The sequence below is a fragment of the Ensifer sp. LC384 genome, assembly GCF_001695865.1.
Taxonomy (GTDB): domain Bacteria; phylum Pseudomonadota; class Alphaproteobacteria; order Rhizobiales; family Rhizobiaceae; genus Ensifer.
Window position 1 is genome coordinate 14,257 of sequence record NZ_MBST01000032.1, and the last position, 23,971, is coordinate 38,227.

General features: G+C 62.5%; 23 protein-coding genes. 16 read left to right on the forward strand and 7 right to left on the reverse strand.

The genetic code is table 11. From position 1 onward, the window contains the following. Positions 1 to 88: 88 nt before the first annotated feature. Positions 89 to 2,803: a preprotein translocase subunit SecA gene (gene secA, locus BC363_RS21650; RefSeq protein ID WP_065784922.1), complete on the reverse strand. Its 2,715-nt coding sequence runs from the start codon at positions 2,801 to 2,803 to the stop codon at positions 89 to 91. 245 nt (positions 2,804 to 3,048) lie between these two features. Here secA and BC363_RS21655 point away from each other — a divergent pair, with 245 nt between their 5' ends. From BC363_RS21655 to BC363_RS33735, 6 genes are all read left to right on the forward strand, one after another. Next, the gene (locus BC363_RS21655; RefSeq protein ID WP_053249842.1) at positions 3,049 to 3,906 is read left to right on the forward strand and encodes a peptidylprolyl isomerase; all 858 of its coding nucleotides are present in this window, start codon (positions 3,049 to 3,051) and stop codon (positions 3,904 to 3,906) included. Between the two features lie 135 nt (positions 3,907 to 4,041). After that, the gene (argJ, locus tag BC363_RS21660) at positions 4,042 to 5,283 is read left to right on the forward strand and encodes a bifunctional glutamate N-acetyltransferase/amino-acid acetyltransferase ArgJ (RefSeq protein WP_065784923.1); all 1,242 of its coding nucleotides are present in this window, start codon (positions 4,042 to 4,044) and stop codon (positions 5,281 to 5,283) included. 151 nt (positions 5,284 to 5,434) lie between these two features. Continuing rightward, positions 5,435 to 6,190 carry a GNAT family N-acetyltransferase gene (locus tag BC363_RS21665; RefSeq protein ID WP_141690397.1) on the forward strand — a complete coding sequence of 252 codons (756 nt, stop codon included), beginning with the start codon at positions 5,435 to 5,437 and terminating at the stop codon, positions 6,188 to 6,190. 3 nt (positions 6,191 to 6,193) lie between these two features. After that, positions 6,194 to 6,607, forward strand: coding sequence for an 8-oxo-dGTP diphosphatase MutT (gene mutT, locus BC363_RS21670; protein WP_065784925.1), 414 nt, complete (start codon positions 6,194 to 6,196; stop codon positions 6,605 to 6,607). Between the two features lie 181 nt (positions 6,608 to 6,788). Next, a complete protein-coding gene (locus tag BC363_RS21675) occupies positions 6,789 to 7,109 on the forward strand; it encodes a hypothetical protein (protein WP_053249846.1) in 321 nt (106 codons plus the stop codon). A gap of 74 nt (positions 7,110 to 7,183) precedes the next feature. Then, positions 7,184 to 7,357, forward strand: a complete 174-nt coding sequence (locus BC363_RS33735; protein WP_083222667.1) for a Flp family type IVb pilin — start codon at positions 7,184 to 7,186, stop codon at positions 7,355 to 7,357. Positions 7,358 to 7,376: 19 nt separating this feature from the next. Here BC363_RS33735 and BC363_RS21680 read toward each other — a convergent pair whose 3' ends face one another. After that, complete coding sequence (locus BC363_RS21680; protein ID WP_065784941.1) at positions 7,377 to 8,255, reverse strand: SAM-dependent methyltransferase; 879 nt, start codon at positions 8,253 to 8,255, stop codon at positions 7,377 to 7,379. 173 nt (positions 8,256 to 8,428) lie between these two features. Between BC363_RS21680 and BC363_RS21685 the strand changes: the two genes are divergently transcribed. The 5 genes from BC363_RS21685 to BC363_RS21705 all read left to right on the forward strand — a co-directional run bounded on the left by BC363_RS21685 (position 8,429) and on the right by BC363_RS21705 (position 11,620). Continuing rightward, positions 8,429 to 9,205 (forward strand): ComF family protein, encoded by a 777-nt coding sequence (locus tag BC363_RS21685; RefSeq protein ID WP_083223586.1) that lies wholly within the window; start codon positions 8,429 to 8,431, stop codon positions 9,203 to 9,205. Between the two features lie 47 nt (positions 9,206 to 9,252). Next, positions 9,253 to 9,510, forward strand: a complete 258-nt coding sequence (grxC, locus tag BC363_RS21690; protein ID WP_065784926.1) for a glutaredoxin 3 — start codon at positions 9,253 to 9,255, stop codon at positions 9,508 to 9,510. A 116-nt stretch (positions 9,511 to 9,626) separates the two neighbouring features. Beyond that, a complete protein-coding gene (locus tag BC363_RS21695; RefSeq protein WP_065784927.1) occupies positions 9,627 to 10,484 on the forward strand; it encodes a carbon-nitrogen hydrolase family protein in 858 nt (285 codons plus the stop codon). Next, positions 10,481 to 10,909, forward strand: coding sequence for a DUF1178 family protein (locus BC363_RS21700; protein WP_065784928.1), 429 nt, complete (start codon positions 10,481 to 10,483; stop codon positions 10,907 to 10,909). Before BC363_RS21695 ends, BC363_RS21700 begins: the two co-directional genes overlap by 4 nt. A gap of 129 nt (positions 10,910 to 11,038) precedes the next feature. Beyond that, on the forward strand, positions 11,039 to 11,620 hold the full coding sequence (locus tag BC363_RS21705) for a GNAT family N-acetyltransferase (protein WP_065784929.1): 582 nt from the start codon (positions 11,039 to 11,041) through the stop codon (positions 11,618 to 11,620). Between the two features lie 125 nt (positions 11,621 to 11,745). Here the strand turns inward: BC363_RS21705 and ubiG are convergent, their stop codons facing one another. From ubiG to BC363_RS21725, 4 genes are all read right to left on the reverse strand, one after another. Beyond that, on the reverse strand, positions 11,746 to 12,492 hold the full coding sequence (gene ubiG / locus BC363_RS21710) for a bifunctional 2-polyprenyl-6-hydroxyphenol methylase/3-demethylubiquinol 3-O-methyltransferase UbiG (protein ID WP_065784930.1): 747 nt from the start codon (positions 12,490 to 12,492) through the stop codon (positions 11,746 to 11,748). Positions 12,493 to 12,633: 141 nt separating this feature from the next. Beyond that, the gene (locus tag BC363_RS21715; protein WP_065784931.1) at positions 12,634 to 13,182 is read right to left on the reverse strand and encodes a dihydrofolate reductase family protein; all 549 of its coding nucleotides are present in this window, start codon (positions 13,180 to 13,182) and stop codon (positions 12,634 to 12,636) included. Positions 13,183 to 13,313: 131 nt separating this feature from the next. Further along, positions 13,314 to 14,042 carry a class I SAM-dependent methyltransferase gene (locus BC363_RS21720; RefSeq protein ID WP_065784932.1) on the reverse strand — a complete coding sequence of 243 codons (729 nt, stop codon included), beginning with the start codon at positions 14,040 to 14,042 and terminating at the stop codon, positions 13,314 to 13,316. Between the two features lie 294 nt (positions 14,043 to 14,336). Next, positions 14,337 to 15,869, reverse strand: coding sequence for an ABC-F family ATP-binding cassette domain-containing protein (locus BC363_RS21725; RefSeq protein WP_065784933.1), 1,533 nt, complete (start codon positions 15,867 to 15,869; stop codon positions 14,337 to 14,339). A gap of 703 nt (positions 15,870 to 16,572) precedes the next feature. On the opposite strand from BC363_RS21725, the gene BC363_RS21730 reads away from it, so the two are divergent. The 5 genes from BC363_RS21730 (at position 16,573) to BC363_RS21750 (ending at position 23,225) form a co-directional block, all read left to right on the forward strand. After that, a complete protein-coding gene (locus BC363_RS21730; protein ID WP_065784934.1) occupies positions 16,573 to 17,847 on the forward strand; it encodes an aspartate kinase in 1,275 nt (424 codons plus the stop codon). Between the two features lie 90 nt (positions 17,848 to 17,937). After that, on the forward strand, positions 17,938 to 20,205 hold the full coding sequence (gene ptsP, locus BC363_RS21735; protein ID WP_065784935.1) for a phosphoenolpyruvate--protein phosphotransferase: 2,268 nt from the start codon (positions 17,938 to 17,940) through the stop codon (positions 20,203 to 20,205). A gap of 71 nt (positions 20,206 to 20,276) precedes the next feature. Next, positions 20,277 to 21,359: a peptide chain release factor 1 gene (prfA, locus tag BC363_RS21740; protein WP_065784936.1), complete on the forward strand. Its 1,083-nt coding sequence runs from the start codon at positions 20,277 to 20,279 to the stop codon at positions 21,357 to 21,359. 5 nt (positions 21,360 to 21,364) lie between these two features. Next, the gene (prmC, locus tag BC363_RS21745) at positions 21,365 to 22,234 is read left to right on the forward strand and encodes a peptide chain release factor N(5)-glutamine methyltransferase (RefSeq protein ID WP_083223587.1); all 870 of its coding nucleotides are present in this window, start codon (positions 21,365 to 21,367) and stop codon (positions 22,232 to 22,234) included. Positions 22,235 to 22,565: 331 nt separating this feature from the next. Continuing rightward, positions 22,566 to 23,225 (forward strand): DUF4167 domain-containing protein, encoded by a 660-nt coding sequence (locus tag BC363_RS21750; RefSeq protein WP_065784938.1) that lies wholly within the window; start codon positions 22,566 to 22,568, stop codon positions 23,223 to 23,225. Positions 23,226 to 23,359: 134 nt separating this feature from the next. Here BC363_RS21750 and BC363_RS21755 read toward each other — a convergent pair whose 3' ends face one another. Next, positions 23,360 to 23,944 (reverse strand): TetR/AcrR family transcriptional regulator, encoded by a 585-nt coding sequence (locus BC363_RS21755; RefSeq protein WP_065784939.1) that lies wholly within the window; start codon positions 23,942 to 23,944, stop codon positions 23,360 to 23,362. Positions 23,945 to 23,971: the final 27 nt, after the last annotated feature.

Below are 23,971 nucleotides of genomic sequence, written 5' to 3' on the forward strand. Positions count from 1 at the left end.
AGGTTGTCCCATTCGGCGAAGCGGCTCGACGATCTGCGACCTTTTCCTGGCCCCAAACAAAAATGCCGCCCGGAGGCGGCATTTCAGATCAAGCTTCGTAAATCCCGTGGCAGTGCTTGTACTTCTTGCCGGAGCCGCATGGGCAGGCCTCATTGCGCGAGACCTTGCCCCAGGTCGAAGGATCGGCCGGGTTGCGGTTCACCGGCGCGACGGCCAGCAGCGAACCGGCGCCGCCACCGAAATCGTCTTCGCCGGTCAGCGGGTCGATATGGTGACCGACCATCTGTGGCGGCGCGGGCTGGGGAGCCTCGGCTGCCTCACGGACCAGTTCGACGCGCATGAGCTGGGCCGTTACGGCCTGGCGCAGGTTGCCGAGCAGGGCCTGGAACAGTTCGAAGGCTTCGGACTTGTATTCCTGCAGCGGGTCGCGCTGGGCATAGCCACGGAAGCCGATGACCGAGCGCAGGTGGTCGAGGTTGACGATGTGTTCGCGCCAGAGATGGTCGAGCGTCTGCAGAATGACCGAGCGCTCGACATATTGCATGATCTCGGGGCCGAAACGCTCGGCCCGGTCGGCCACCGCCTTTTCGGTAGTCGCCGTCACGCGCTCCAGGATGTCGCTCTCGTCGATGCCTTCCTCGGCTGCCCATTCGACGATCGGCAGGTCGAGGTTGAGGTATTGTTGGACGTCGGCCTTGAGGCCCTCGACATCCCACTGTTCTGCATAGGCCCGCTCGGGGATGCGCTTGGAAACGACGTCTTCGATGACTTCGTTGCGCATGTCGGTGATGGTTTCGGTAACGCTCTCGGCATCCATCAGCTCGATGCGCTGCTCGAAAATCACCTTGCGCTGGTCATTGAGCACGTCGTCGTATTTCAGAAGGTTTTTTCGGATGTCGAAGTTGCGGGCTTCGACCTTCTTCTGGGCGCGCTCAAGCGCCTTGTTGATCCAGGGATGGACGATCGACTCGCCTTCCTTCAGGCCGAGCTTCTGCAGCATGCCGTCCATGCGGTCGGAGCCGAAGATGCGCATCAGGTCGTCCTGAAGCGACAGGTAGAACTTGGAGCGACCCGGGTCGCCCTGACGGCCGGAACGGCCGCGGAGCTGGTTGTCGATACGACGGCTTTCGTGGCGTTCGGTGGCAAGTACGTAAAGTCCGCCGGCGGCCAGCGCCTGTTCCTTCAACTGCTGCACCTCGTCGCGGATCGCCTGTTCGCGCCCGTGGCGCTCGGGGCCGGGCTCGACCTCTGCGAGTTCCTGCTGGATGCGCATGTCGACGTTGCCGCCGAGCTGGATGTCGGTACCGCGACCCGCCATGTTGGTGGCGATCGTGACTGCGCCCGGCACGCCGGCCTGTGCGACGATAAAGGCTTCCTGCTCGTGGTAACGCGCGTTCAGCACCTGGAAGTTGTTGAACCCGGACTTCTTGAGCAGATCGGCAAGCTGTTCGGACTTTTCGATCGACGTCGTGCCGACCAGCATCGGCTGGCCGCGCTCGTGCGCCGACTTGATCTCGTCGATGATCGCCTTGAGCTTCTCGCCCTGGGTACGATAGACCTCATCGTCCTCGTCGAGACGCTTGATCGGCAGGTTGGTCGGAACTTCAATAACTTCCAGGCCGTAGATGTTGCCGAATTCTTCCGCTTCGGTGGAGGCCGTGCCGGTCATGCCGCCGAGCTTGGAATACATGCGGAAATAGTTCTGGAAGGTGATCGAGGCGAGCGTCTGGTTCTCGGGCTGGATCTGCACCTTTTCCTTGGCTTCGAGCGCCTGATGCTGGCCTTCGGAATAGCGGCGGCCCGGCATCATGCGGCCGGTGAATTCGTCGATGATGACGATCTCGCCGTTGCGGACGATATAGTCCTTGTCGCGCTGGAACAGCTTGTGGGCCTTCAGCGCGTTGTTGACGTGGTGGACGATTGCGACGTTTTCGATGTCGTAGAGCGATTCACCCTTGAGCAGGCCTGCCTGTTTCAGCAGGTTTTCGAGCTTCTCAGTGCCTTCTTCGGAGAAGTTGGCCGAGCGCTGCTTCTCGTCGATCTCGTAGTCTTCCGGCGAAAGCAGCGGGATGAACTCGTTGATCGTGTTGTAGAGATCCGAGCGGTCGTCGAGCGGGCCGGAGATGATCAGCGGCGTGCGCGCTTCGTCGACGAGGATCGAGTCCACTTCGTCGACGATGGCGAAGAAGTGACCGCGCTGGACCATCTGCGCACGCTCGTACTTCATGTTGTCGCGCAGATAGTCGAAGCCGAGTTCGTTGTTGGTCGCGTAGGTGATGTCGCAGGCATAGGCCGCATGGCGCTGGTCATCGGTGAGGCCATGGACGATGACGCCGGTCGACAGGCCGAGGAAGCTGTAGACGCGGCCCATGGTGGCGGCGTCGCGCTGTGCCAGGTAGTCGTTGACCGTGACGACGTGCACGCCCTTGCTGGCAAGCGCGTTGAGATAGACGGGCAGGGTCGCCACGAGCGTCTTGCCTTCGCCGGTCTTCATTTCGGCGATGGCGCGCTCGTGCAGGATCATGCCGCCGATCAGCTGCACGTCGAAGGGACGCAGGCCAAGCACGCGGCGGGCTGCCTCGCGGGCAACCGCAAAGGCCGGCACCAGCAGGTCGTCGAGGGTCTTGCCGTCTGCGAACTCTCGGCGGAATTCCACGGTCTTGGCGGCGAGTGCCTCATCCGACAAAGCCTTCATATCGGCTTCAAGAGCGTTGATGGCATCCACTCTGGCCTTGTAGCCACGCACACGGCGATCGTTGGAGGAGCCAAACAACTTGCGGGCTAGGCCGCCGAGACTGACCATACGAATGGTCCTTTCTTTTTTGTTGCCTTGGGTTCCACCGGCCGCACCGTCCAAAACCGCGCAATGCCGTGAAACGCCCGGAAACTGTTCTGGACGCGAGGTTGCGTGACAGATAAGAGGGGGGTCGAATTATGTCAACGCACTTGCATGGCCGGACGGCTACAGAACGGCCACATTCTGGTGGTGTTCAGCCGCCACAAGCCCGATGCAATCGCGTTGACGGCCAAAGGTGAAAGGTTACGAGCATGTCGAAGTTGAAAACCCTGGCCGCTGCGGCCCTGGTTGCGGCGATCGCCGTTCATGGTGTCGCGCGCGCCGAAGACGCGGACCCGGTCATTGCGACCGTCGGTGGCGAGGAAGTGCGCCAGTCCGAGCTCAATCTCGCCCTTGGCGGTCTCGACCCGCAGCTCCAGCAGATGCCGGAAGAGCAGAAGCGTGCTGCCGCGCTGTCGGCTGTCATCGACGTCAAGCTTCTGTCGAAGACCGCCGAAAAGGAAGGCCTTCAGGACGATGCGACCTTCAAGCAGCGTCTCGCCTACCTGACCGAGCGCGAACTGCACAACGCCTTCTTCAAGAAGCACGTCGTCGACGCGATCACCAAGGAAGAAGTGAAGGCGCGCTACGACAAGGAAATCGCAGCCGTTCCCGTTCAGGAAGAAATCAAGGCGCGTCACATCCTCGTCAAGACCGAGGAAGAGGCCAAGGAAATCATCAAGGAACTCGACGCCGGCAAGAGCTTCGTCGAACTCGCCAAGGCCAAGTCCTCCGATCCGAACAAGGACGACGGCGGCGACCTCGGCTACTTCACCAAGGGCCGCATGGTTCCGGAATTCGAAGCCGTCGTGTTCACGCTCGACAAGGGCGCCTACACCAAGACGCCGGTGAAGACGCAGTTCGGCTTCCACGTCATCCTGGTCGAAGACAAGCGCCCGCAGGCGCCGCCGACGCTGGAGCAGGTCGAGCCGCAGGTTCGTCAGCTTGTCATGCGCGACAAATACGTTGAGCTGCTTGCTGCTGCCAAGAAGGACGCCGGTGTCGAGATTTCCGATCCGGCTCTGAAGAAGGCCTATGACGAGGCCAACAAGGCGCAGGAAGCCAAGTAATTTTCGACCGGCGGGCCCTGTCTGAGGGCAAGGTTCGCCGGTCAACGTTTCTTGTCGATGCCCGACGGCCCCAAAAGCCGATCGGGCATTTGTCGCAACTCCACCTTGATCCCACGGTCTTCACGCAGGTTTGCCATGTCCGGTTCCGTCTCTCCGCTCGCTCCGAAAACCTTTGCCGAAATGCCCGCTTTGCGCGGTGTTCGCATGGCAACTGCCGCTGCCGGCATCAAGTACAAGAACCGTACCGACGTGCTGATGATGGTCTTCGACCAGCCTGCTGCCGTCGCCGGCGTGTTCACGCGCTCAAAGTGCCCCTCTGCGCCTGTCGACTTCTGCCGCCAGAACCTTGGCGGCGGCGTTGCGCGCGCAGTCGTCGTCAATTCCGGCAATGCCAATGCCTTCACCGGCAAGAAGGGCCGCGAAGCGACGGAGCTGACCGCGAAGTCGGCGGCGAAGGCCGTCGGTTGCGCCGAGAGCGAGGTGTTCCTGGCCTCGACCGGCGTCATCGGCGAACCGCTGGACGCGACGAAGTTCGCAGGCGTGCTCGACGATCTCGCGGTTGCCGGCCGCCAAGACTTCTGGTTCGAGGCGGCCAAGGCGATCATGACCACGGACACCTATCCGAAGGTCGCCACCCGCAGCGCCGAGATCGGTGGCGTGAAGGTCACGATCAACGGCATCGCCAAGGGCGCAGGCATGATCGCGCCTGATATGGCGACGATGCTTTCCTTCGTCGTCACCGACGCCGACATTGCGCCGGCGGCACTGCAGGCGCTGCTTTCGGCTGGCGTCGGCCCGACGTTCAATTCGGTCACCGTCGACAGCGATACCTCGACATCGGATACGCTGATGCTGTTTGCGACCGGTGCCGCCGCCGGCGATGGCCAGCAGAAGATGACGGATGCATCCGATGCGAAGCTCGACGCCTTCCGGACGGCACTCAACGACCTGCTGCGCGATCTGGCTCTCCAGGTGGTTCGCGACGGCGAGGGTGCGCGCAAGATGGTTGCCGTCACGGTGGAAGGTGCCGAGAACGACGCGGCTGCCAAGCGCATCGCGCTTTCGATCGCCAACTCGCCGCTGGTCAAGACTGCGGTTGCCGGCGAGGACGCCAATTGGGGGCGGGTGGTCATGGCCGTCGGCAAATCCGGCGAGATGGCAGAGCGCGACCGGCTGGCGATCTGGTTCGGCGATGTGCGCGTCGCTGTCGAGGGCGAGCGCGATCCTACCTATTCGGAAGCGGCCGCCACCGCAGTCATGAAGGCGCAGGATATCCCGATCCGCGTCGATATCGGCCTCGGTTCCGGACGTGCGACGGTCTTTACCTGCGACCTCACCAAGGAATATGTCGAGATCAACGGCGACTACAGAAGCTGACGGATTCACGGGCAACCGTTCGCGGGGCTGCTTGCAGCTCCCGGGTTGCTCGTATCGCCGACGACTGGTCTGACCTGGGGGTAAGCAGATGACATCGATCGACACTCAGCCGAGCGCAGGCGATGCTACGGCTGAAGGCAAGGACAAGCGCATGGTTGATCTTCCGAGCGTGCGGCGGCTTGAGGCCGTCGGTTTTCGCGCCTGGCCGGCAGCGTCGGTTCACTATGACGGCAGCTGGCTGATCCGGCTGAATGCCGGCCACGATTCCAAGCGCCTCAATTCGGTCAACCCGCTCGATCCCTCCGATTACCGCGACATCCCCGTCCGATTGGAAAAAGCCGCCCGACGCTTTGCCGATTACGGCCGGCCGCTGACCGTGCGGCAGACGCCGTTGACGCCGCCGCAGCTGATCGCACACATGGATGCCGAGAGCTGGACTGCCTTCTCCCATAGCATTGTGATGATGGCTGATATCGCCGAGCGCGACTTCGGCGATGGCATAGACCATTTGCCGATCAAGGATGTCGGCCGCTTCGTCGACGCGCGCATCCGCATCGGCAGGGAAGATCCCAAGACCAAGGCGGCGCTCGCCGAGATCATCAATTCCATCAAGCCGGAAAGCGGTCTGTTTCTTTTCGAGGATGTGGAGAGCGGCCCGACGGCGGTGTCGCTTGTCGTTCAGGACAACGATCTCGCCGGTATCATGCTGTTTGCCGTTGACGAACACTTCCGCCGACAGGGGGTGGGCAAGGCCATGCTCGACGTTTCGCTGCGCTGGGCGCGGCTACGCGGCGCCAAGAAGGTCTGGTTGCAGGTCGAGGCAGACAACGAGGCGGCGCTGGCGCTCTATCGCGGTGCCGGCTTCTCAGACGTCTACACCTATCTCTATCGCACGCCGAAGGCCTGATCCATGGACGCCAACGGAAAGAAGATCGTCCTCGTCGCTGCCTGCGCGCTGGTGGATTCCGACGGCCGAATCCTTCTGGCGCAGCGCCCTGAAGGCAAATCGCTTGCCGGCCTTTGGGAGTTTCCCGGCGGCAAGGTGGAGCCCGGCGAGACGCCGGAGGAAACGCTGATCCGCGAGCTGGACGAAGAGCTTGGCATCCAGACCAAGGTCGCGTGTCTGGCGCCGCTGACCTTCGCCAGCCACACCTACGACGATTTCCATCTGCTGATGCCGCTTTACGTCTGCCGGCGCTATGAAGGCGTGGCGATCGGGCGGGAGGGCCAGGCGATCAAATGGGTGCGCTCCAAGGCGCTGCGCGACTACCCGATGCCTCCTGCCGACGAGCCACTTATCCCATTTCTGATGGATTTGCTCTGAACCTACCCAAAAACCGACCGATTATTAATCGATCGTTTATCTCCCTCCCGCAAAGATAACCTTAATTCAGTTTCGGTACGTAACGTTCAGCGAACGGCGTATCGGTTTCGGGCAATGTGGCAGAACGAAGCTTGGGAAGGATGCTCCCGTTCGCCGCACCTTATGCGTTTGTGAGGCTGGGATGGTAGACGACGATTTCTGGAGGACGGTTCAGGAGAAGGACATGGTGACGAGCCAGTCCCGCCGGACAGGCGTGCTCAATCTGTCGCTGTTGTTTGGAACGGCCGTGATCGCGCTGACGCTGATCCTGACGCCGATGCTGTCCTCGAAGACGGACAAGCGCATGCTGGCGAATACGCCGGTGGACTACGACAATATTTCAACCGGCTCGATCCCTTCGAACGGCACGACGAAGCGCTATACTGTGCGCCGCAGCGTGCTTCAGGAAATGCCGGGTGCGGTCTGCATCATCGATGCTGACGGCAGCAAGAGTGGCTGCTGATCTGGGCGGCGCGTCGGACTGGTTCCCTGCGTGTCTGCCGGTCGGGAAGTGAGTTCCAACCGGGTTGGGAACATATGAACACGCTGAAGCGCCTTATTCGCGATAGTAGTGCGGCCACTGCCGTGGAGTATGGGCTTATCGCTGGCCTGATTTGCCTCAGCCTGCTTCTTGGCGCGGAGCAACTAAGAGACGCACTCCTGTCTCTTTTCAATCTGCTGACAACGACGTTCCTGGATTCGCAAAACTGAGGGCCTGATCATCGGGTTTTCAGACCGGTCTTTCCTTCGTCCCCAGCGCCTCCGACAACCGCTGTTTCGCAGAGCCCGGCTTCAGCGGTTTCTGCTGGCTTTCGTGCGGCGCCCAACCGGAGAGGTAGACGACGGAGAAGGTCGCGCGGATGCGGCCGTCCGGGTCGGAGAAGCGCTCTGCATAGATTTCCGCAGCCCTCAGGAAAAAGCGCCGGGACACCGGTGTCCGACTGCGGGCCGCCAGCGGGCTGGTCATGCCCATGGCCCGCAAATCGCGGATGAGTGCGAAGAGCGAATCGTATCGAACCGTATAGGTTTCGGCGTCCGCCACCGGCAGGGCAAAGCCCGCCCGTTGCAGCAATGCGCCCATGTCGCGAACGTCGGCAAAGGGAATGACCCGCGGGCTCGCACCGCCGGTCAACTCGGCCTCGGCGGCAAGCAACGCCTCGCGCAGTTCGTTCAGCGTTCCATTGCCGGGAATTGCCGCCAGAAAAAGCCCGTCGGGCTTCAGCGACCGGCGCGCCTGGATGAAGGCGCCGGGCGTGTCGTTGGTGAGATGCAGCGACAGGGGGGAGACGAGAAGATTGAGTGTCTCGGGCTCGGCGGGGATGCGCTCGAGCGGCGCAATCGCAACCGGCATGGCGGTCGTACCGAAGCCGGGGTCGGTTTCCACCCGCTCGACCGTTCCGACCTTGCCCGTTTCCAGAAGGCGATGCGCCGTTGCGCCGGTGTAGCCGTGCAATTCCATTGCCTTGTCGAACTGCCGCTCCACCACGCTGACGCGGTCGGCCAACTCCTGTGCGACGATATCGAGGAGGAAGGCCGCCTTTGGGTCGGCATTACGCAGCGCCCGGCGACGGTGCGCCTCGACAAGGCTCTGGTCAAAGATGATTTCCACGGTACTGTGCTCCGACAGCATGATTGCTTCCCTGGAGCGGAACCGATTTAAGGGAAAAATCATGCTGAAATTCAAAGTGCTACAGCGACCTTTGCGCGTCTGAAAACACGCGCGGCGCTGTAGGGTGTTCCAGTGTCCTGCAAAGAAACCCACACGACGGCAAAGTCAACCTCATGAACGGGGAAGAGCGGCATTTTGGGCTGGCGGAGTGCCTGACCTTTCTGCGTCGGATCGGCAACGATCTCGTCAACGTCGTCTACCCTCCCGTTTGCTGCGGCTGTGGGCGGCTGATGGGCCGCCATCGGGCGGTCTGCGCCCCCTGCTGGTCGACGCTTCGATTGATCGAGCGGCCTTACTGCGAAATCCTCGGCCTGCCATTTGCCCATGACCACGGGGAGGGAGCGATGTCGCCAGAGGCGATCGCCGATCCGCCGGTCTTCGACCGCTTGCGCTCTGTTGCTGTCCACGAAGGCATCGCGCGTGAACTGGTGCATGGATTGAAATATCGGGACCGTACCGATCTCGCGCCGATGATGGCGGAATGGATGGTCCGGGCGAGCGACGGTGCCGTCGCTTCCGCCGATGCCATCATCCCGGTGCCACTGCATGCCTTCCGGCTGTGGGGGCGTAAATACAACCAGGCGGCGGAGCTTGCCCGAGCCGTCGCCGCACTGTCCGGTCGCCCTTATCTTCCGGCAACGCTTCACCGCGTCCGCCGCACGACCAAACAGGTCGGGCTCGACGCCAAGGCGCGCGAGGACAATGTTCGCGGCGCCTTTGCCGTTGCCGAGAGTGGTAAGCAAGGTCTCATCGGAAAACGCATCGTTCTCGTCGATGACGTCTATACGACCGGCGCCACCGTTACGGCTGCGACGCGCGCACTGAAGCGGGCGGGGGCCGGACATGTCACGGTTTTAACCTTTGCAAGAGCCATGTCGGGTCTTATATGACAAATAGAAGTCCGGCATCGTTGCCGGTGAAGGAGCGGTTAGGAAACATGGCTTCGGTCGTTATTTATACGCGTCAGTTCTGCGGTTATTGCTCGGCTGCAAAAAAGCTTCTGGAAACCAAGGGCGTCTCGTTCCTCGAACATGATGCGACTTACGATCCGCAGGTGCGCCAGAAGATGATCGAGAAATCGCATGGCGGGGTCACTTTCCCGCAGATCTTCATCAACGACATCCATGTCGGCGGCTGCGACGATCTGCACGCGCTGGAGCGGGCCGGAAAACTCGACGAGATGCTCGCCGCCTAAACCGTTTCCACTTTAGACAGAGCTAGGGAAGCGCTCTATCTTTCTGTTTCTACGCATTTCCTGACGGGAAAACGCTTCGTATGTTTCCCTGAAATGCTCTGAGGAGCCCGACTGCGATGACATTCAAGGCTGCCGCGATCCAGATGTGTTCCGGCGTCGATCCGGCAAGAAATGCCGAGACGATGGCGCGGTTGGTGCGCGAGGCGGCCGGGCACGGGGCGACCTATGTCCAGACGCCGGAGATGACCGGAGCGCTCCAGCGCGATCGCGCAGGTTTGCGGGCCGTGCTCAGGGATGAGGCGAACGACACCATCGTGCGCGAAGCGGCAGCGCTTGCGGGCGAGCTTGGCATTCATCTGCATGTCGGGTCGACCCCAATTGCGCTTGCAGACGGCAAGATCGCCAATCGCGGCTTCCTGTTCGGTCCGGACGGCGCCAAGATCTGCGATTACGACAAGATCCATATGTTCGACGTCGATCTCGACAATGGCGAAAGCTGGCGCGAAAGCGCGGCCTATAGCCCTGGCAGCACGGCGCGCCTGGCGGACCTCGATTTCGGCACCTTGGGCTTTGCCATCTGCTACGACGTTCGCTTCCCCGAGTTGTTCCGCCAGCAGGCGGTCGCGGGTGTGCAGGTGATGTCGGTGCCGGCGGCCTTCACTCGCCAGACCGGCGAAGCGCACTGGGAGATCCTGCTGCGTGCCCGCGCCATCGAGAACGGTTTCTTCGTCATCGCCGCGGCACAGGGCGGTGTGCATGAGGACGGGCGCGAGACCTTCGGTCATTCGATGATCATCGACCCCTGGGGCAAGGTGCTTGCTGCGGCGGGTGCCGCCGGCGAGGGGATCGTCCTGGCAGATATCGACGTGGCTGCCGTGCATGCGGCCCGCGCCAAGATCCCGAACCTCAGGAACGCGCGCAGCTTTGCGCTGGACCACGTCTTGCTCGCTGGCAAGGGAGGTGTTGCCGCTTGATCCGCTACACGCTTTCCTGCGATCAGGGCCACGCTTTCGAGGGCTGGTTCTCGTCGAGTGACGACTTTGAACGCCAGATGGACCGCAAGCTCGTTTCCTGTCCCACCTGCAATTCTACGTCCGTTGCCAAACAGCTGATGGCGCCGTCGATCGCAACCGCACGCAAGAAGGAAGCGACACGGGCGCTGGTCATGGATCAGGCACAGAAGGAAACCGTCGCCAAGATTCGCGAACTGGTAAAAGCGGTGCGTGAAAATGCCGAGGATGTCGGCGACCGCTTTCCCGAAGAGGCCCGCAAGATCCACTACGGCGAGGCGGACGAACGTGGTCTCATTGGCCAGGCGACCGTGGAAGAGGCAGTCGCTCTTCTCGAAGAGGGCATCGCTATCGCGCCGCTGCCGGTGTTGCCCGACGAGGTCAACTGAGCGGCAAGCCGGAATACCTCCTCACGTCGGCTATTTTCAGTGCCGTCGGGTGAAATCCCGGAAACACCCTTTAAAAACAGATCGTTGTTTCCCATCTCCGGATCTTTGCAATCCGGGATTTTGACAGCAATGGATCTTTCCGACCTTCGTATTTCCACCGATCGCCTGACGGTCAGGCATTTTGCACCTGAGGATTTCGACGGGTTCCATGCCTATCACAGGCTGCCGGAGGTCTACCGCTATCTCTATGCCGATCCGCTGGACGAGGACAGCGCGCGCGCAAAATTCGCCAGGGCGAGCAATCCTCGTATCGAGGAAGACGGAGATGTCGCGGTTTTTGCCGTCGAGCGGCGGGAGGATGGCGCGCTCGTCGGCGAGGTGCTGCTGAAGCTCGCGAGCAAGGCGGCACGGCAGGCGGAAACCGGCTATGTCTTCAACCCGGCTTTTGCGGGCAAGGGCTATGCGACCGAAGCGATGCGGGCGGTGCTCGAGCTCGGTTTCTCCAAGCTGAATTTCCATCGGATCTTTGCGCGCCTCGATCCACTCAACGCGGGCTCCGTCGGCGTCGTCGAGCGCTTGGGCATGCGCCGCGAGGCGCACCTGATCCAGAACGATCTGTTCAACGGAGCCTGGGGGGACGAGTTCATCTACGCCCTGCTCCAGCACGAATGGCAGGCCAGGCCGAAGCTCGACTGCTGCATAATTCCTTAAATCGGAATCGATTTAAGGAATTATGCAGCAACTCAAAGTGTTACAGCGACCCCTCCGGCGAACAGCGTCGCCGGAGGGGTTTGCAAAGGATTTGATGCAGGCCCGAGGGGGCTGGCGCTTTCCCGTTAAAGCGGGCGCTTGGCGACAATCATGTAGTTGACGTCCATGTCCTTCGACAGGTTCCACTGGTTGGACAGCGGATTGAAGAACACCCCGGTGCGCTCGGTCAGTTCGAGGCCGCTCGCCACAAGCGGCTTTTCCAGTTCCTCCGGGCGCACGAGCTTTTCGTATTGATGCGTGCCGCGCGGCAGCCAGCGCAGGACATTTTCAGCCGCAAAGATCGCGAGCGCCGCCGCCTTCATCGTGCGGTTGATCGTGGCGACGAACATCAGGCCGCCGGGGCGAACCATATGGGCGCAGGTGGTCATGAAGAAGTCGACATCGGCCACGTGCTCGACCACTTCCATGTTGAGAACGATGTCGAAGCTTTCACCCGCCTCGGCAAGGGCCTCGGCCGTCACGGCGCGATAATCCACGGCAACGCCGCTGCCGGCCGCGTGGGTCTTGGCAATACCGATATTCTTTTCCGAAGCGTCGGCGCCGACGACATCAGCCCCCATGCGGGCCATGGGCTCCGACAGCAGACCGCCACCGCAGCCGATATCGAGCAGGCGCAGGCCCTTCAGCGGCTGCGGGCTTTTCGGATCACGGCCGAAATGCTCGGCGACCTTGTCGCGGATATAGGCGAGGCGTACGGGATTGAACTTGTGCAGCGGCCGGAACTTTCCCGTCGGGTCCCACCATTCGGCGGCCATGGCCGAAAAGCGGTCTACCTCGCTCTGGTCGATCGTCGTGCGCGCTGTCTCGCTCATGCTGCCATCTCCTTCATTCTGCCTGATGAAGTCGGACGATCGGGCAGCGATGTCAAGAGGCGGGCAGCGGCCACAACAGCGCATCTGAAGCGGCCGCGCGTGCGTCCGGCGACGTCAGGTGCCACGTCGGGCAGCCTTCGATCAGGCATCCGGCTGCGGCTGGTAATGCAGGATGACGACACCGGACTTGAGCGGCCGCGTGTGGGTGAGCCTGAGGCTGGTGCGCTTCGACAGAGGTTTGAAGAGGGGAACGCCGCCGCCGAGCAGGACCGGATTGATGCCGAGCCGATATTCGTCGACGAGGCCTTTCTCCACCAGCTCTGCGGCAAAATCCGCGCTGCCGAAGATGAAGATGGTGCCGCCCTCCTGCGCCTTCAGGCGTTCGACTTCGGCGACCGCGTCGCCGGTAACGAGCTTAGTGTTGTGCCAGCCGACGGTTTTCAGCGAGCGGGAGAAGACGTACTTCTTGACCCCGTTCATGAAGGTGGCGATATCGCCTTCGGCTTCCGGCCAGTAGGACGCCATCATCTCATAGGTGACCCGGCCGAAGAGCAGGGTATCGGCTTCGAGCTGAGTTTCGCCGATATAGGCCGCGAGTTCATCCTCGAAGACGAACCAGCTGATGTCCTGACCGGGTGCTTCGAAGAAGCCGTCGACACTGACCATGTCCCACATGATGACCTTGCGCATTGTCGTCTCTCCCGTTTTCGCTCGCCGCCATTTGCGGCCCTGTTCTTTGGCCGACAACTGTCGCGTCGGATGAACGTGCGGGACAGCATGGGGCGAAGCCCGGGCGGTTCCGGCCCAGGCTCCAGCCGGCCTTATCTCTGTGCGTCGACGATCAGGATCATCGGCCGCTCCATCTCTTCGGCAAGATCCGGATTGGCGGCGATCTGCGCCGGCGTCGGGTGCCACTCCTCGACGTGACGGATGGCGAAACCACCGCGCATCAACGCGTTGAGCGTGGTGCCGATCGTGCGGTGGTATTTGACCACGCCCTTGGCCAGCCAGTCCGTCGTGCGCCGGCCCTCGACGGAGTAGTGATCCACCGGCCACCGCTTCTCCCCGTTTTCTCCGACCTGCCAGCCCGGGGTGAGCGAGGCCATGTAGATCGGGTGCTCGATGGTGAAGACCAGGTGCGAACCGGGCATCAGCGCATTGTGGATCGCCTGGATCAGGCGATCGAAGTCCTCGACATAGTGGAATGCGAGCGAGCTGTAGGCGAGGTCGAAGGCGCCGTCCTCGAGTGTCAGGTGATCGAGATCGGCGATGCCGTATTCGATCGCCGGATCGGCCGTGTCGCGTCGGGCGCGGGCGATCATGTTCTCCGACAGGTCGAGCCCGAGGACGCGGGCGGCACCCTGCTCGCGGGCGAAACGCGAGAACCAGCCGAAGCCGCAGCCGAGATCGACCACATGGCTGCCTTGCAGATCCGGCAAGGCGGCGCGGATCGCCGGCCATTCGGCGGCGCCGTCGAGACCATGCACGGATCGCCCCAGCTGGCTGTAGCCTTCGAAAAATTCCGGTTTGTCGTAGATATTCTGTGCCATTTCATTCTCCATCAAAATGCCGATGGACGGCGCACCCGTCAAAAGAAGAACCCCGTCCGTTTCCGGCGAGGTTGCAGGTGCGCGAACGCTCTTTCGTCAGCGTGCTCTATCGCCCTGCATCCCGCCTGTTGGGATGCTGGCCGAACGCGCAATGATAGGGACGTCATGTTCGCACATGGGTCCGATATCGCCCGACCGCGTCGTTCAGTCAAGTTCGTTGCTGGCGAGCATTGGTCATCTGCAGTTGCTTCCATGGCATAGCGGCGCACGGATCCATCGCGCGTCGCCTGCCTGTCAGGCCATTTCGCCTTGAGCGGCCGCGGCGAAGAAATCCTCCGGGTCCTCTACTTCGACGAGGCGCCGCTTCTCGATCAGCCAGAAGCGATTGCCGATGTTGCGCACGAAGCTGCGGTCGTGGGACACCAGCAGGCAGCTGACCTCGTTTTTCATCAACGCGTCTTCCAACGCCTCCTGGCCCTCGATGTCGAGATGGTTGGTCGGCTCGTCGAGCAGGTAGAAGTTGGGCTCCCGCAGGCGAAGCACCAGCATCGCAAGGCGCGCCTTCTGACCGCCGGAGAGCCGGCCGAGCGGCTTGTCCTGCATGTCGATGCCGACACCGGCGCCGGCGAGCAGCGAACGCACCTTCTGGTCGCCCAGCGAGAACCGGCGGGAGAGGGCGGCAAGCGGGGTCTCCTCGTCCGAAAGACCCTCAAGCGCCTGATCGCTATAGCCGAGCACCAGGGAAGGCGTGGCTTTCAACGTTTCGGGCGCGCGTGCCGGTTCTTCGATGGCGGTGCGGATGAGGTTGACCAGCCTCGTCTTGCCGGCGCCGTTTTCGCCGAGCAGGACGATGCGGTCACCCTGGCAGATCCAGCGTTTTCCCGTGCGGAAAAGCGGGGTGCCATCCGGTGTTTCCACCTGGATGTCATCGAGCGTTACCAGGATTTTCGCGTGCGTGCCGCGATTGGTCAGCCGGATCGCGCCGGCCGAACGCTCCTGATGGGCGGGCTTGGCCGCGTCTTCCAGCCGGTCGGCGCGCTGGCGCAACTGCTTGGTCTTCACCGTCAGCAGATCGCTGCCGGAGTTGATGCCGATATTGTTGAGCTTGGCCGCCTGCCGCCGCAATTGCTGCGCCACCTTCATGTCGCGCTGGTAGCGCCGCTCTTCCGAGGCGTCCAGTTCGTCGACGGCCGCGCGCGCCTGGGAATAGGGTAGCGCGAAAACGGGCGATTGGTCCGGGCGCAGGAACAGCGTGCGGTTGCTGGTGGCGTCGAGGAAGGCGCGGTCGTGGCTGGCGATCAGCACCGGCACGTCGCGCGCTAGCGCATTCAGCCAGGATTCGAGCCTTGCGATCTTGGCCAGGTCGAGATGGTTGGTCGGCTCGTCGAGGAGCAGTGCGTCGGGATCCGTGACCCAGACACGTGCAAGGAGCGCCAGCCGCTGCCAGCCGCCACTGAGGTCCGCGACGGCGCGTTGGCGAAGCGCCTCCGGCACCTCGAGCGAATCCAGCACGATATCGACACGCCAGCTTTCGCTGTCTGCCTGTTCGGCCGAAAGTGCTGAAAGAACCGCCTCATGGAACGACAGCGGCAACAGCTGTGCCGGCACGTTCTGCTCCACATGGCCGATGGTCAGGCCGCGCGAGCGGGTGATCTCGCCGGTCGTCGGCTCGAAGCTGCCGCCGATCGATCTGAGCAGGGTGGATTTACCGCGCCCGTTGGCGGCGACGATGCCGAGGCGATCGCCGGCCGCGATCGAAAGATTGAGGTTGGAAAACAGCGCCGTGCTGAGGGTGACGCCGAGGTTGCGGATATTGATCAAGGCCATGTTCGTTCTCTGGACTGCGCGAGCGACGGCAAACATCCACGGGCGGCAAGACTTCTGCCGGGTTGGGCGGATTGTCGGACCCGATGCACGGTATGGTGCAGTCTTCGGGCCGCGTCGGCTCGGAATGGACAACTGTGCAGGCGTTCAAACCGAAACGGTTTTCAGCCGCACCACACTGGGGCAGACCAGGGATAAGGTTCGCGAGGACGCGAAGCGATTGTACCGGTCAGCCCTGCAAACGCATCTGCAGGGCGTTGACGGGGCCACGCTGGCGGTGGTGCCGGAAAAAAGTCATCACAACGCAGCCCTCCTTTCACAATCGAGTTGCGCCGCAGTTTTACCATCGGCGCGAGCAATTTTCAACGGGGTGGCGAGGGCTGGGTGCGACCGAAGATGGCTCTTGCCATATGTGCAAAGCCGTAAAGCTATCTGGCGGGCCGTTCGTTACTCCAGGCGATGTCGATTGGCAATATTGTTGCTTAGCGTGCGGCCAGGTCGCTGTCACGCGGGCCTTATTCCTGCCTTCTTGCCATTGCGCCGCGCCCCCTGATCCGCTAAGAGACGCCGCGACTTTCCGCTCCCCGAAGCGGTGATTGGCCGATGTCCGAGAAGTCTCCCAAACTTTTTGATCGTCGGGTGCCGACGGGGGCGCTTTCCTGTCACGCGCGCTTGCGCGCAAACATTCGGTACCGGTAGAGGCGAAATGGCACGCATCGTGATGAAATTCGGCGGAACTTCCGTCGCTGATTTGGACCGCATTCACAATGTTGCTCGCCATGTGAAACGTGAAGTCGACGCCGGCCATGAGGTCGCGGTCGTCGTTTCCGCCATGTCCGGCAAGACCAACGAGCTCGTCGGTTGGGTGCAGCACATGCCCAAGGTCGCCGGCAGCAATGCGCCGTTCTACGATGCGCGCGAATATGACGCCATCGTCGCCTCGGGCGAGCAGGTGACCTCGGGTCTCCTGGCGATCGCGCTGCAGTCGATGGGCATCAATGCGCGCTCCTGGCAGGGCTGGCAGATTCCGATCCGCACCGACAACGCTCATGGCGCCGCCCGCATTCTCGACATCGAGGGTGCCGACATCATCCGCCGCATGGGCGAGGGCCAGGTGGCCGTGGTCGCCGGCTTCCAGGGCCTTGGCCCGGACAATCGCCTGGCGACGCTTGGCCGCGGCGGCTCCGATACGTCGGCGGTTGCGATTGCCGCTGCCGTCAAGGCCGACCGTTGCGACATCTATACCGACGTCGACGGCGTCTACACGACCGACCCGCGTATCGAGCCGAAGGCGCGGCGTCTGAAAAAGATCGCGTTCGAGGAAATGCTGGAAATGGCATCGCTCGGCGCCAAGGTGCTGCAGGTGCGCTCGGTCGAGCTTGCCATGGTGCACAAGGTCCGTACCTTCGTGCGCTCGTCTTTCGAGGATCCCGATGCGCCGGGCATGGGTGACCTTCTCAATCCGCCCGGCACGCTGATTTGTGATGAGGAAGAAATCGTGGAACAGGAAGTCGTAACCGGCATTGCCTATGCCAAGGATGAAGCCCAGATTTCGCTGCGCCGTCTTGCCGACCGGCCGGGCGTTTCCGCCGCGATCTTCGGGCCGTTGGCCGAAGCCCATATCAATGTCGACATGATCGTTCAGAACATCTCGGAAGATGGTTCGAAGACCGACATGACCTTCACCGTTCCTTCCGGCGATGTCGACAAGGCGCTGAGAGTGCTTGGCGACAATAAGGAAAAGATCGGCTACGACGTGATCCAGTCGGAAGCGGGCCTGGTCAAGGTCTCGGTCATCGGCATCGGCATGCGCAGCCATGCGGGCGTTGCCGCGTCGGCGTTCCGTGCACTGGCCGACAAGGGCATCAACATCAAGGCGATCACCACCTCCGAAATCAAGATCTCGATCCTGATCGACGGACCCTATGCCGAATTGGCAGTTCGCACTTTGCATTCCGCCTACGGTCTCGATAAGAGTTAACCGACAGGTGACTGATTTGGGATTCGCAGCCGTTTTGGCTGCGAATTCTTCCGCCGCCGTCGTCTACTCTTTTTCGGGGGACCCCACGCGATGAGAGACCTTTCCGCAGGTCCGCGCGTTCTCCTCAAGCGGTTGCGCGAACTGATGGCGGAACCGCTCGAGCCACAGGAGCGCCTTGACCGGATCGTGCGCCAGATCGCACAGAACATGGTCGCGGAAGTGTGTTCGGTCTATGTGCTGCGTTCCGACGGCGTGCTCGAACTCTACGCGACCGAAGGTCTGAACAAGACCGCCGTCCACCTGGCGCAGTTGAAGATGGGGCAGGGCCTTGTCGGCACCATTGCTGCGTCTGCGCGGCCGCTCAACCTATCCGACGCCCAGGCGCATCCCGCCTTTACCTACCTGCCGGAAACCGGCGAAGAGATCTATCACTCGTTCCTCGGCGTGCCGATCCTGCGCACGGGCCGCGCGCTCGGCGTTCTCGTCGTGCAGAACAAGGCGCAGCGCAACTACCGGGAAGACGAGGTCGAGGCGCTGGAAACGACCGCGATGGTTCTCGCCGAGATGGTGGCGACCGGCGAGTTGAAGAAAATCACCAAGCCCGGCCTCGAGCTCGATCTGTCCCGCCCGGTCTCGATCGATGGCAACAGCTACGGCGAAGGCATCGGCCTTGGCTATGTCGTGCTGCACGAGCCGAGGATCGTCGTCACCAATCTTCTGAACGAGGATACGGACCAGGAATTGCAGCGGCTTGCCGAAGCGCTGGGATCGCTGCGCATCTCGATCGACGACATGCTGTCGCGTCGCGAAGTGTCGATGGAGGGTGAGCACCGCGCGGTGCTCGAGACCTATCGCATGTTTGCCCATGACCGCGGCTGGGTGCGGAAGCTGGAAGAGGCGATCCGCAACGGCCTGACGGCCGAAGCCGCCGTCGAACGGGTGCAGAGCGAGACCAAGGCGCGCATGATCCGGCTGACGGATCCCTATCTGCGCGAGCGCATGCACGATTTCGACGATCTGGCCAACCGGCTGCTGCGACAGCTTTCGGGCTATGGCGCCAAGCTTTCGGCCAGCGATTTTCCGACCGATGCGGTGATCGTCGCGCGCGCCATGGGTGCGGCCGAACTTCTCGACTATCCGCGCGAAAACGTCCGCGGCCTGGTTCTTGAAGAGGGTGCCGTCACCAGCCACGTGGTCATCGTCGCCCGCGCTATGGGCATCCCGGTCGTCGGCCAGGCTGCGGGTGCTGTGGCGCTTGCCGAAAATCGCGATGCCGTCATCATCGATGGCGACGATGCCAAGGTGCACCTGCGGCCTCTGGCCGATCTGCAGCGCGCCTACGAGGAAAAGGTGCGTTTCCGCGCACGCCGACAGGCGCAGTTCCGGGCGCTCAAGGACGTCGAGCCACTCACCAAGGACGGCAAGCGCATCACGTTGCAGATGAATGCCGGCCTTTTGGTCGACCTGCCGCATCTGAACGAGGCGGGTGCTGAGGGCATCGGCCTTTTCCGCACCGAGCTGCAGTTCATGATCGCCTCGACCATGCCGAAGGCGGAAGAGCAGGAGGCCTTCTATCGCAGCGTCCTGAAGCAGACCGGCGGCAAGCCGGTGACCTTCCGCACCCTCGATATCGGCGGCGACAAGGTGGTTCCCTATTTCCGTGCGGCGGAAGAGGAAAATCCGGCGCTCGGCTGGCGGGCGATCCGCCTTTCGCTCGACCGGCCGGGTCTGCTGCGCACCCAGCTTCGCGCCATGCTGCGCGCCGCTGCCGGCGCCGAGCTGAGACTGATGCTGCCGATGGTGACCGAGGTCTCGGAGCTGAAGGAAGCCCGCGAACTGCTGCAAAAGGAAATCGAGCGCCAGTCGAAGCTCGGCGAACAGCTGCCGCGCAAGCTGCAGTTCGGCGCTATGCTGGAAGTGCCGGCGCTCTTGTGGCAGCTCGACGAGCTGATGAGCGAGGTGGACTTCGTTTCGGTCGGCTCGAACGATCTGTTCCAGTTCGCCATGGCGGTCGATCGCGGCAATGCCCGCGTCTCCGAGCGCTTCGACGTGCTTGGCCGGCCCTTCCTCAGAATCCTGCGCGATATCGTGCGCGGCGGCGAGCGCCATCAGACACCGGTGACGCTCTGCGGCGAGATGGCGAGCAAGCCCTTGTCGGCCATGGCCCTGCTCGGTCTTGGCTACCGCTCGGTGTCGATGTCACCGACGGCAGTCGGGCCGATCAAGGCGATGCTCTTGGCTCTCGATGCCGGCAAGCTCGGCGAGGTCCTGAACGCGGCGCTGGACGACACGCGCGACCAGACGCCGGTTCGCCAGATCCTGATCGACTTCGCTGCGGCGAACGGCATCCCGGTTTAGATAGATTTGAAGGGCTTTTGTCCTCGTTCGGGCTATGATCCGGGCGAGGCGAAGCGCATTTGGAGTGACACTTGGCAAAGCTTCCCATTGAGAAAATGCGCGAACTGGAACGGCGGTTCGGCGAGATCGAGGCCCGCATGTCGGCAGGGCCCGCGGCCGACGTCTATGTGAAGCTGGCGTCGGAATATTCCGAACTGCAGCCTGTGGTCACCAAGATCCGCGCCTATGAGAAGGCAACCGCCGAGCTTGCCGACATCAATGCCATGTTGGCCGACAGGACGACCGACAAGGACATGCGCGACCTGGCCGAGATGGAAAGGCCTGAAGTCGTGGAGGCGATCGAGCAGCTGGAACAGGAGATCCAGATCCTGCTCTTGCCGAAGGATGCAGCCGACGAAAAGAGCGCGATCCTCGAAATCCGCGCGGGAACCGGCGGCTCGGAGGCAGCGCTGTTTGCCGGCGATCTTTTCCGGATGTACGAGCGTTATGCGGCAGCCAAGGGCTGGCGGGTCGAAGTGCTTTCGGCCAGCGACGGCGAAGCTGGCGGTTTCAAGGAAATCATCGCCACCGTTTCCGGTCGCGGCGTGTTTGCGCGGTTGAAGTTCGAGTCGGGCGTGCACCGGGTTCAGCGCGTCCCGGAAACCGAAGCGAGCGGACGCATTCACACCTCGGCGGCAACCGTCGCCGTGCTGCCGGAGGCCGAGGAGATCGACATCGAGGTCCGGCCCGAGGACATCCGCATCGACACCATGCGCTCGTCGGGCGCGGGTGGGCAGCACGTCAACACGACAGACTCCGCCGTGCGCATCACCCATCTCCCGACCGGTCTCGTCGTCACGAGTTCGGAAAAGTCGCAGCATCAGAACCGCGCCAAGGCGATGCAGGTGCTGCGTTCGCGGCTCTATGACATGGAGCGCCAGCGCGCCGACAGCGAACGTTCGGCCGACCGCAAGAGCCAGGTCGGCTCCGGCGACCGCTCCGAACGTATTCGCACCTACAACTTTCCGCAGGGGCGCATCACCGATCACCGTATCAACCTGACGCTCTACAAGCTCGACCGGATGATGATCGGCGAAATCGACGAAGTCGTCGATGCGCTGCTGGCCGATTACCAGGCGAGCCAACTGGCTCTCCTGGGCGAGCAACGAGGCTGATCGCGATGACTGCCACGCTCGCGCGCCTCGTGGCGGAAAGCCGGGACCGCCTGACCGCGGCCGGCATCGAGCATGCGACACTCGACGCGCGCCATCTGGTGTCGGGCCTGCTCGGGCTTTCGCTGACGGATGTCGTGACCCGTGGCAAGGACCCGGTTTCGGAGGTGGACGCCGTCAGGGTCCGGGCCGCCGTCGAGCGGCGGATCGCGCGCGAGCCGGTCTACCGCATTCTCGGCGAGCGGGAGTTCTTTGGCCTGCCGCTCAAGCTGTCGCGGGAAACGCTGGAGCCGAGGCCGGATACGGAAACGCTCGTCGATCGCATGATCCCGCATCTGCGCCGTACCGTTACGGCGAAGGGGAGCTGCCGGCTTCTCGATCTCGGCACAGGGACGGGGGCGATCTGCCTGGCTTTGCTCGCCAGCGTTCTTGAAGCGCACGGCACGGCTACCGATATATCCGAGGATGCGTTGGCGACAGCGAGTGCAAATGCCGAGGCGCTTGGCCTTGCGGATCGTTTCGAGGCCCTGCGCAGCAACTGGTTCGAAAGGGTGGAGGGGCGCTTCGACGTCATCGTCTCAAATCCGCCTTATATACGGTCCAGTGTAGTTGCAGAGCTTGAGCCGGAAGTGCGATTGCACGATCCGGCCGCAGCACTCGATGGCGGAGACGACGGCCTTGATGCCTATCGTGCCATCGCCCTTCAGGCCGGTCATCATCTTGAGACAGACGGCGTGATAGGCTTGGAAATCGGTTTCGATCAGAAAGAGGCGGTTACGGCATTGTTTAATGCCGAGAACTTCCGTTTGCGCGAAGAAGCCAAGGATCTGGGCGGTAACGACCGGGTGCTGATCTTCGAGCGTAGCTTCGACCGTTGAAAAAATGCTGCACTGGCGCATCTTCTTTCTTGCAGACGCAAAGAAAGGGCTTGGAATCCCAGAGGAAGCGGGCTAGTTTGCCCGCGCACTGGGCAGATGGTCATGGACCTAAGATTCGTTCCGGTATGACCTGGCCACGGGGATTGCTCTCAAGAAAGAGTTGCTAGGGTTCAACAGTGCCTTGTGCAGGTACCTGCTAATTTGACGCCAGTCGGCGCCGAAGCCGCCATGTGCGGGCTCACCGGCGCGTGCTCTGTCGGGCGCGGACGGATCCGGCCGGAAGACGAAACCACATGATCATCATTATCAAGAGAATTCGGGTGAATGTACTATGAGGCCAGGACAGCAAAACAAGCGCGGCCGCGGGCGGAATAACAATAATAACAACAATAACAACAACGGAAGCAACAACAGTCATAACCGCAAGGGATCCAATCCCCTGACGCGGACCTATGATAGTTCGGGTCCGGACGTGAAGATTCGCGGTACCGCGCAGCATATTGCCGAGAAATACTCGGCGCTTGCTCGCGACGCGCAGAGCTCTGGCGACCGTGTCATCGCTGAAAACTATCTTCAGCATGCCGAGCATTACAACCGCATCATCGCAGCCGCACAGGCGCAGATGCAGGATCGCTTCCAGCGCGAAGAGCGCCAGGATTTCCGCGGCCAGGATGCCAACGACCAGGATCAGGACGATCTGGATCAGGGCTACGCCGACGAGACACCGGCTCCGCTTGCAGCCGCTCCCGTGGTCATCGAGCAGCAGCCGGTGATCGACGGTTCGGGCCCGCAGCCCGTCATCGACGGCACGCCAGCCGAAGTGGCGATGGAAGAAGAAACGCCAGCGGCTTCCGGCCGTGCGGCCTCGCGCCGCCGCAGCGCACCGCGCCCGCGCCGTCCGCGCCGCAGTGCAGCCGATGAGGCTGCCGGTGAAGGCGAAGCTTCAGGCGAAGCGCCTCCGGAAGCTCCGGCTCTGGCCGCGTCCGAGTAAATCTTCGCAGGGCCGCATATGCGGCCCGGCAGAAACAAACATCAAAAGCCCGGTCCGCTTTGCGGCCGGGTTTTTTGTTGCCTGACCATTGTTCGAACAGCCGGTTGATCGCGGCCGTTGTGGAGCGTTGTGCATCAGGCGCCGATGCCGTTGACGATCAAGGCTGCGAGATTGGCAGCCGCATTCTCCGCGGTCGCGCGACCCCGGACGAACTCTCTTGCAATCGTTTCCGCAGCGCCGGCAATGCCTGCGCAACGCAGGCGCAGATCGTCGTCAGTGAGGTTGGAGAAGGGGGCGACAGCCACGCCAATGAGCCCGACATAGTCGTCGGCCAGTTCCTGCTGCACGCGGTCCATCTCGGCGTTGCCACGCAGGGCGCCTGACATTGCCTGCCATTCCGAGCCGTTCTCGACGGCACATCCGATATAGACGGAGCTGATGATGCCGGCGACGGATGCCAGTTCGGCCGGCGCCACCAGCAAGCCGTTCTTCAGTTTTTCCGTGTGACGGCTCTCGATCTCGCGCGATAGTGCGATCAGCAACCCTTCGCGGGTGCCGAAGTGTTCATAGGCGATCGGTTTGCTGACGCCGGCGCGTTCGGCAAGGTGGCCGAGGGTGAGGGCGTCTGCGCCGCATTCCCGCAGGATTTCCTTGGAGGTTTCGATGAGCTGCGCACGCCGTTCGGGCTTGGCAAGTTTCCTCAACGCCGTCTTCGGCATCGGCTGCTCTCCTCCGGTCGTTCGCGC

What these genes read in the sequence shown, in the direction of transcription:
- secA (WP_065784922.1), bottom strand. Translation starts at nt 2,803, where the DNA reads ATGGTCAGTCTCGGCGGCCTAGCCCGCAAGTTGTTTGGCTCCTCCAAC.
- BC363_RS21655 (WP_053249842.1), top strand. Translation starts at nt 3,049, where the DNA reads ATGTCGAAGTTGAAAACCCTGGCCGCTGCGGCCCTGGTTGCGGCGATC.
- argJ (WP_065784923.1), top strand. Translation starts at nt 4,042, where the DNA reads ATGTCCGGTTCCGTCTCTCCGCTCGCTCCGAAAACCTTTGCCGAAATG.
- BC363_RS21665 (WP_141690397.1), top strand. Translation starts at nt 5,435, where the DNA reads ATGGTTGATCTTCCGAGCGTGCGGCGGCTTGAGGCCGTCGGTTTTCGC.
- mutT (WP_065784925.1), top strand. Translation starts at nt 6,194, where the DNA reads ATGGACGCCAACGGAAAGAAGATCGTCCTCGTCGCTGCCTGCGCGCTG.
- BC363_RS21675 (WP_053249846.1), top strand. Translation starts at nt 6,789, where the DNA reads ATGGTAGACGACGATTTCTGGAGGACGGTTCAGGAGAAGGACATGGTG.
- BC363_RS33735 (WP_083222667.1), top strand. Translation starts at nt 7,184, where the DNA reads ATGAACACGCTGAAGCGCCTTATTCGCGATAGTAGTGCGGCCACTGCC.
- BC363_RS21685 (WP_083223586.1), top strand. Translation starts at nt 8,429, where the DNA reads ATGAACGGGGAAGAGCGGCATTTTGGGCTGGCGGAGTGCCTGACCTTT.
- grxC (WP_065784926.1), top strand. Translation starts at nt 9,253, where the DNA reads ATGGCTTCGGTCGTTATTTATACGCGTCAGTTCTGCGGTTATTGCTCG.
- BC363_RS21695 (WP_065784927.1), top strand. Translation starts at nt 9,627, where the DNA reads ATGACATTCAAGGCTGCCGCGATCCAGATGTGTTCCGGCGTCGATCCG.
- BC363_RS21705 (WP_065784929.1), top strand. Translation starts at nt 11,039, where the DNA reads ATGGATCTTTCCGACCTTCGTATTTCCACCGATCGCCTGACGGTCAGG.
- ubiG (WP_065784930.1), bottom strand. Translation starts at nt 12,492, where the DNA reads ATGAGCGAGACAGCGCGCACGACGATCGACCAGAGCGAGGTAGACCGC.
- BC363_RS21715 (WP_065784931.1), bottom strand. Translation starts at nt 13,182, where the DNA reads ATGCGCAAGGTCATCATGTGGGACATGGTCAGTGTCGACGGCTTCTTC.
- BC363_RS21720 (WP_065784932.1), bottom strand. Translation starts at nt 14,042, where the DNA reads ATGGCACAGAATATCTACGACAAACCGGAATTTTTCGAAGGCTACAGC.
- BC363_RS21725 (WP_065784933.1), bottom strand. Translation starts at nt 15,869, where the DNA reads ATGGCCTTGATCAATATCCGCAACCTCGGCGTCACCCTCAGCACGGCG.
- BC363_RS21730 (WP_065784934.1), top strand. Translation starts at nt 16,573, where the DNA reads ATGGCACGCATCGTGATGAAATTCGGCGGAACTTCCGTCGCTGATTTG.
- ptsP (WP_065784935.1), top strand. Translation starts at nt 17,938, where the DNA reads ATGAGAGACCTTTCCGCAGGTCCGCGCGTTCTCCTCAAGCGGTTGCGC.
- prmC (WP_083223587.1), top strand. Translation starts at nt 21,365, where the DNA reads ATGACTGCCACGCTCGCGCGCCTCGTGGCGGAAAGCCGGGACCGCCTG.
- BC363_RS21750 (WP_065784938.1), top strand. Translation starts at nt 22,566, where the DNA reads ATGAGGCCAGGACAGCAAAACAAGCGCGGCCGCGGGCGGAATAACAAT.
- BC363_RS21755 (WP_065784939.1), bottom strand. Translation starts at nt 23,944, where the DNA reads ATGCCGAAGACGGCGTTGAGGAAACTTGCCAAGCCCGAACGGCGTGCG.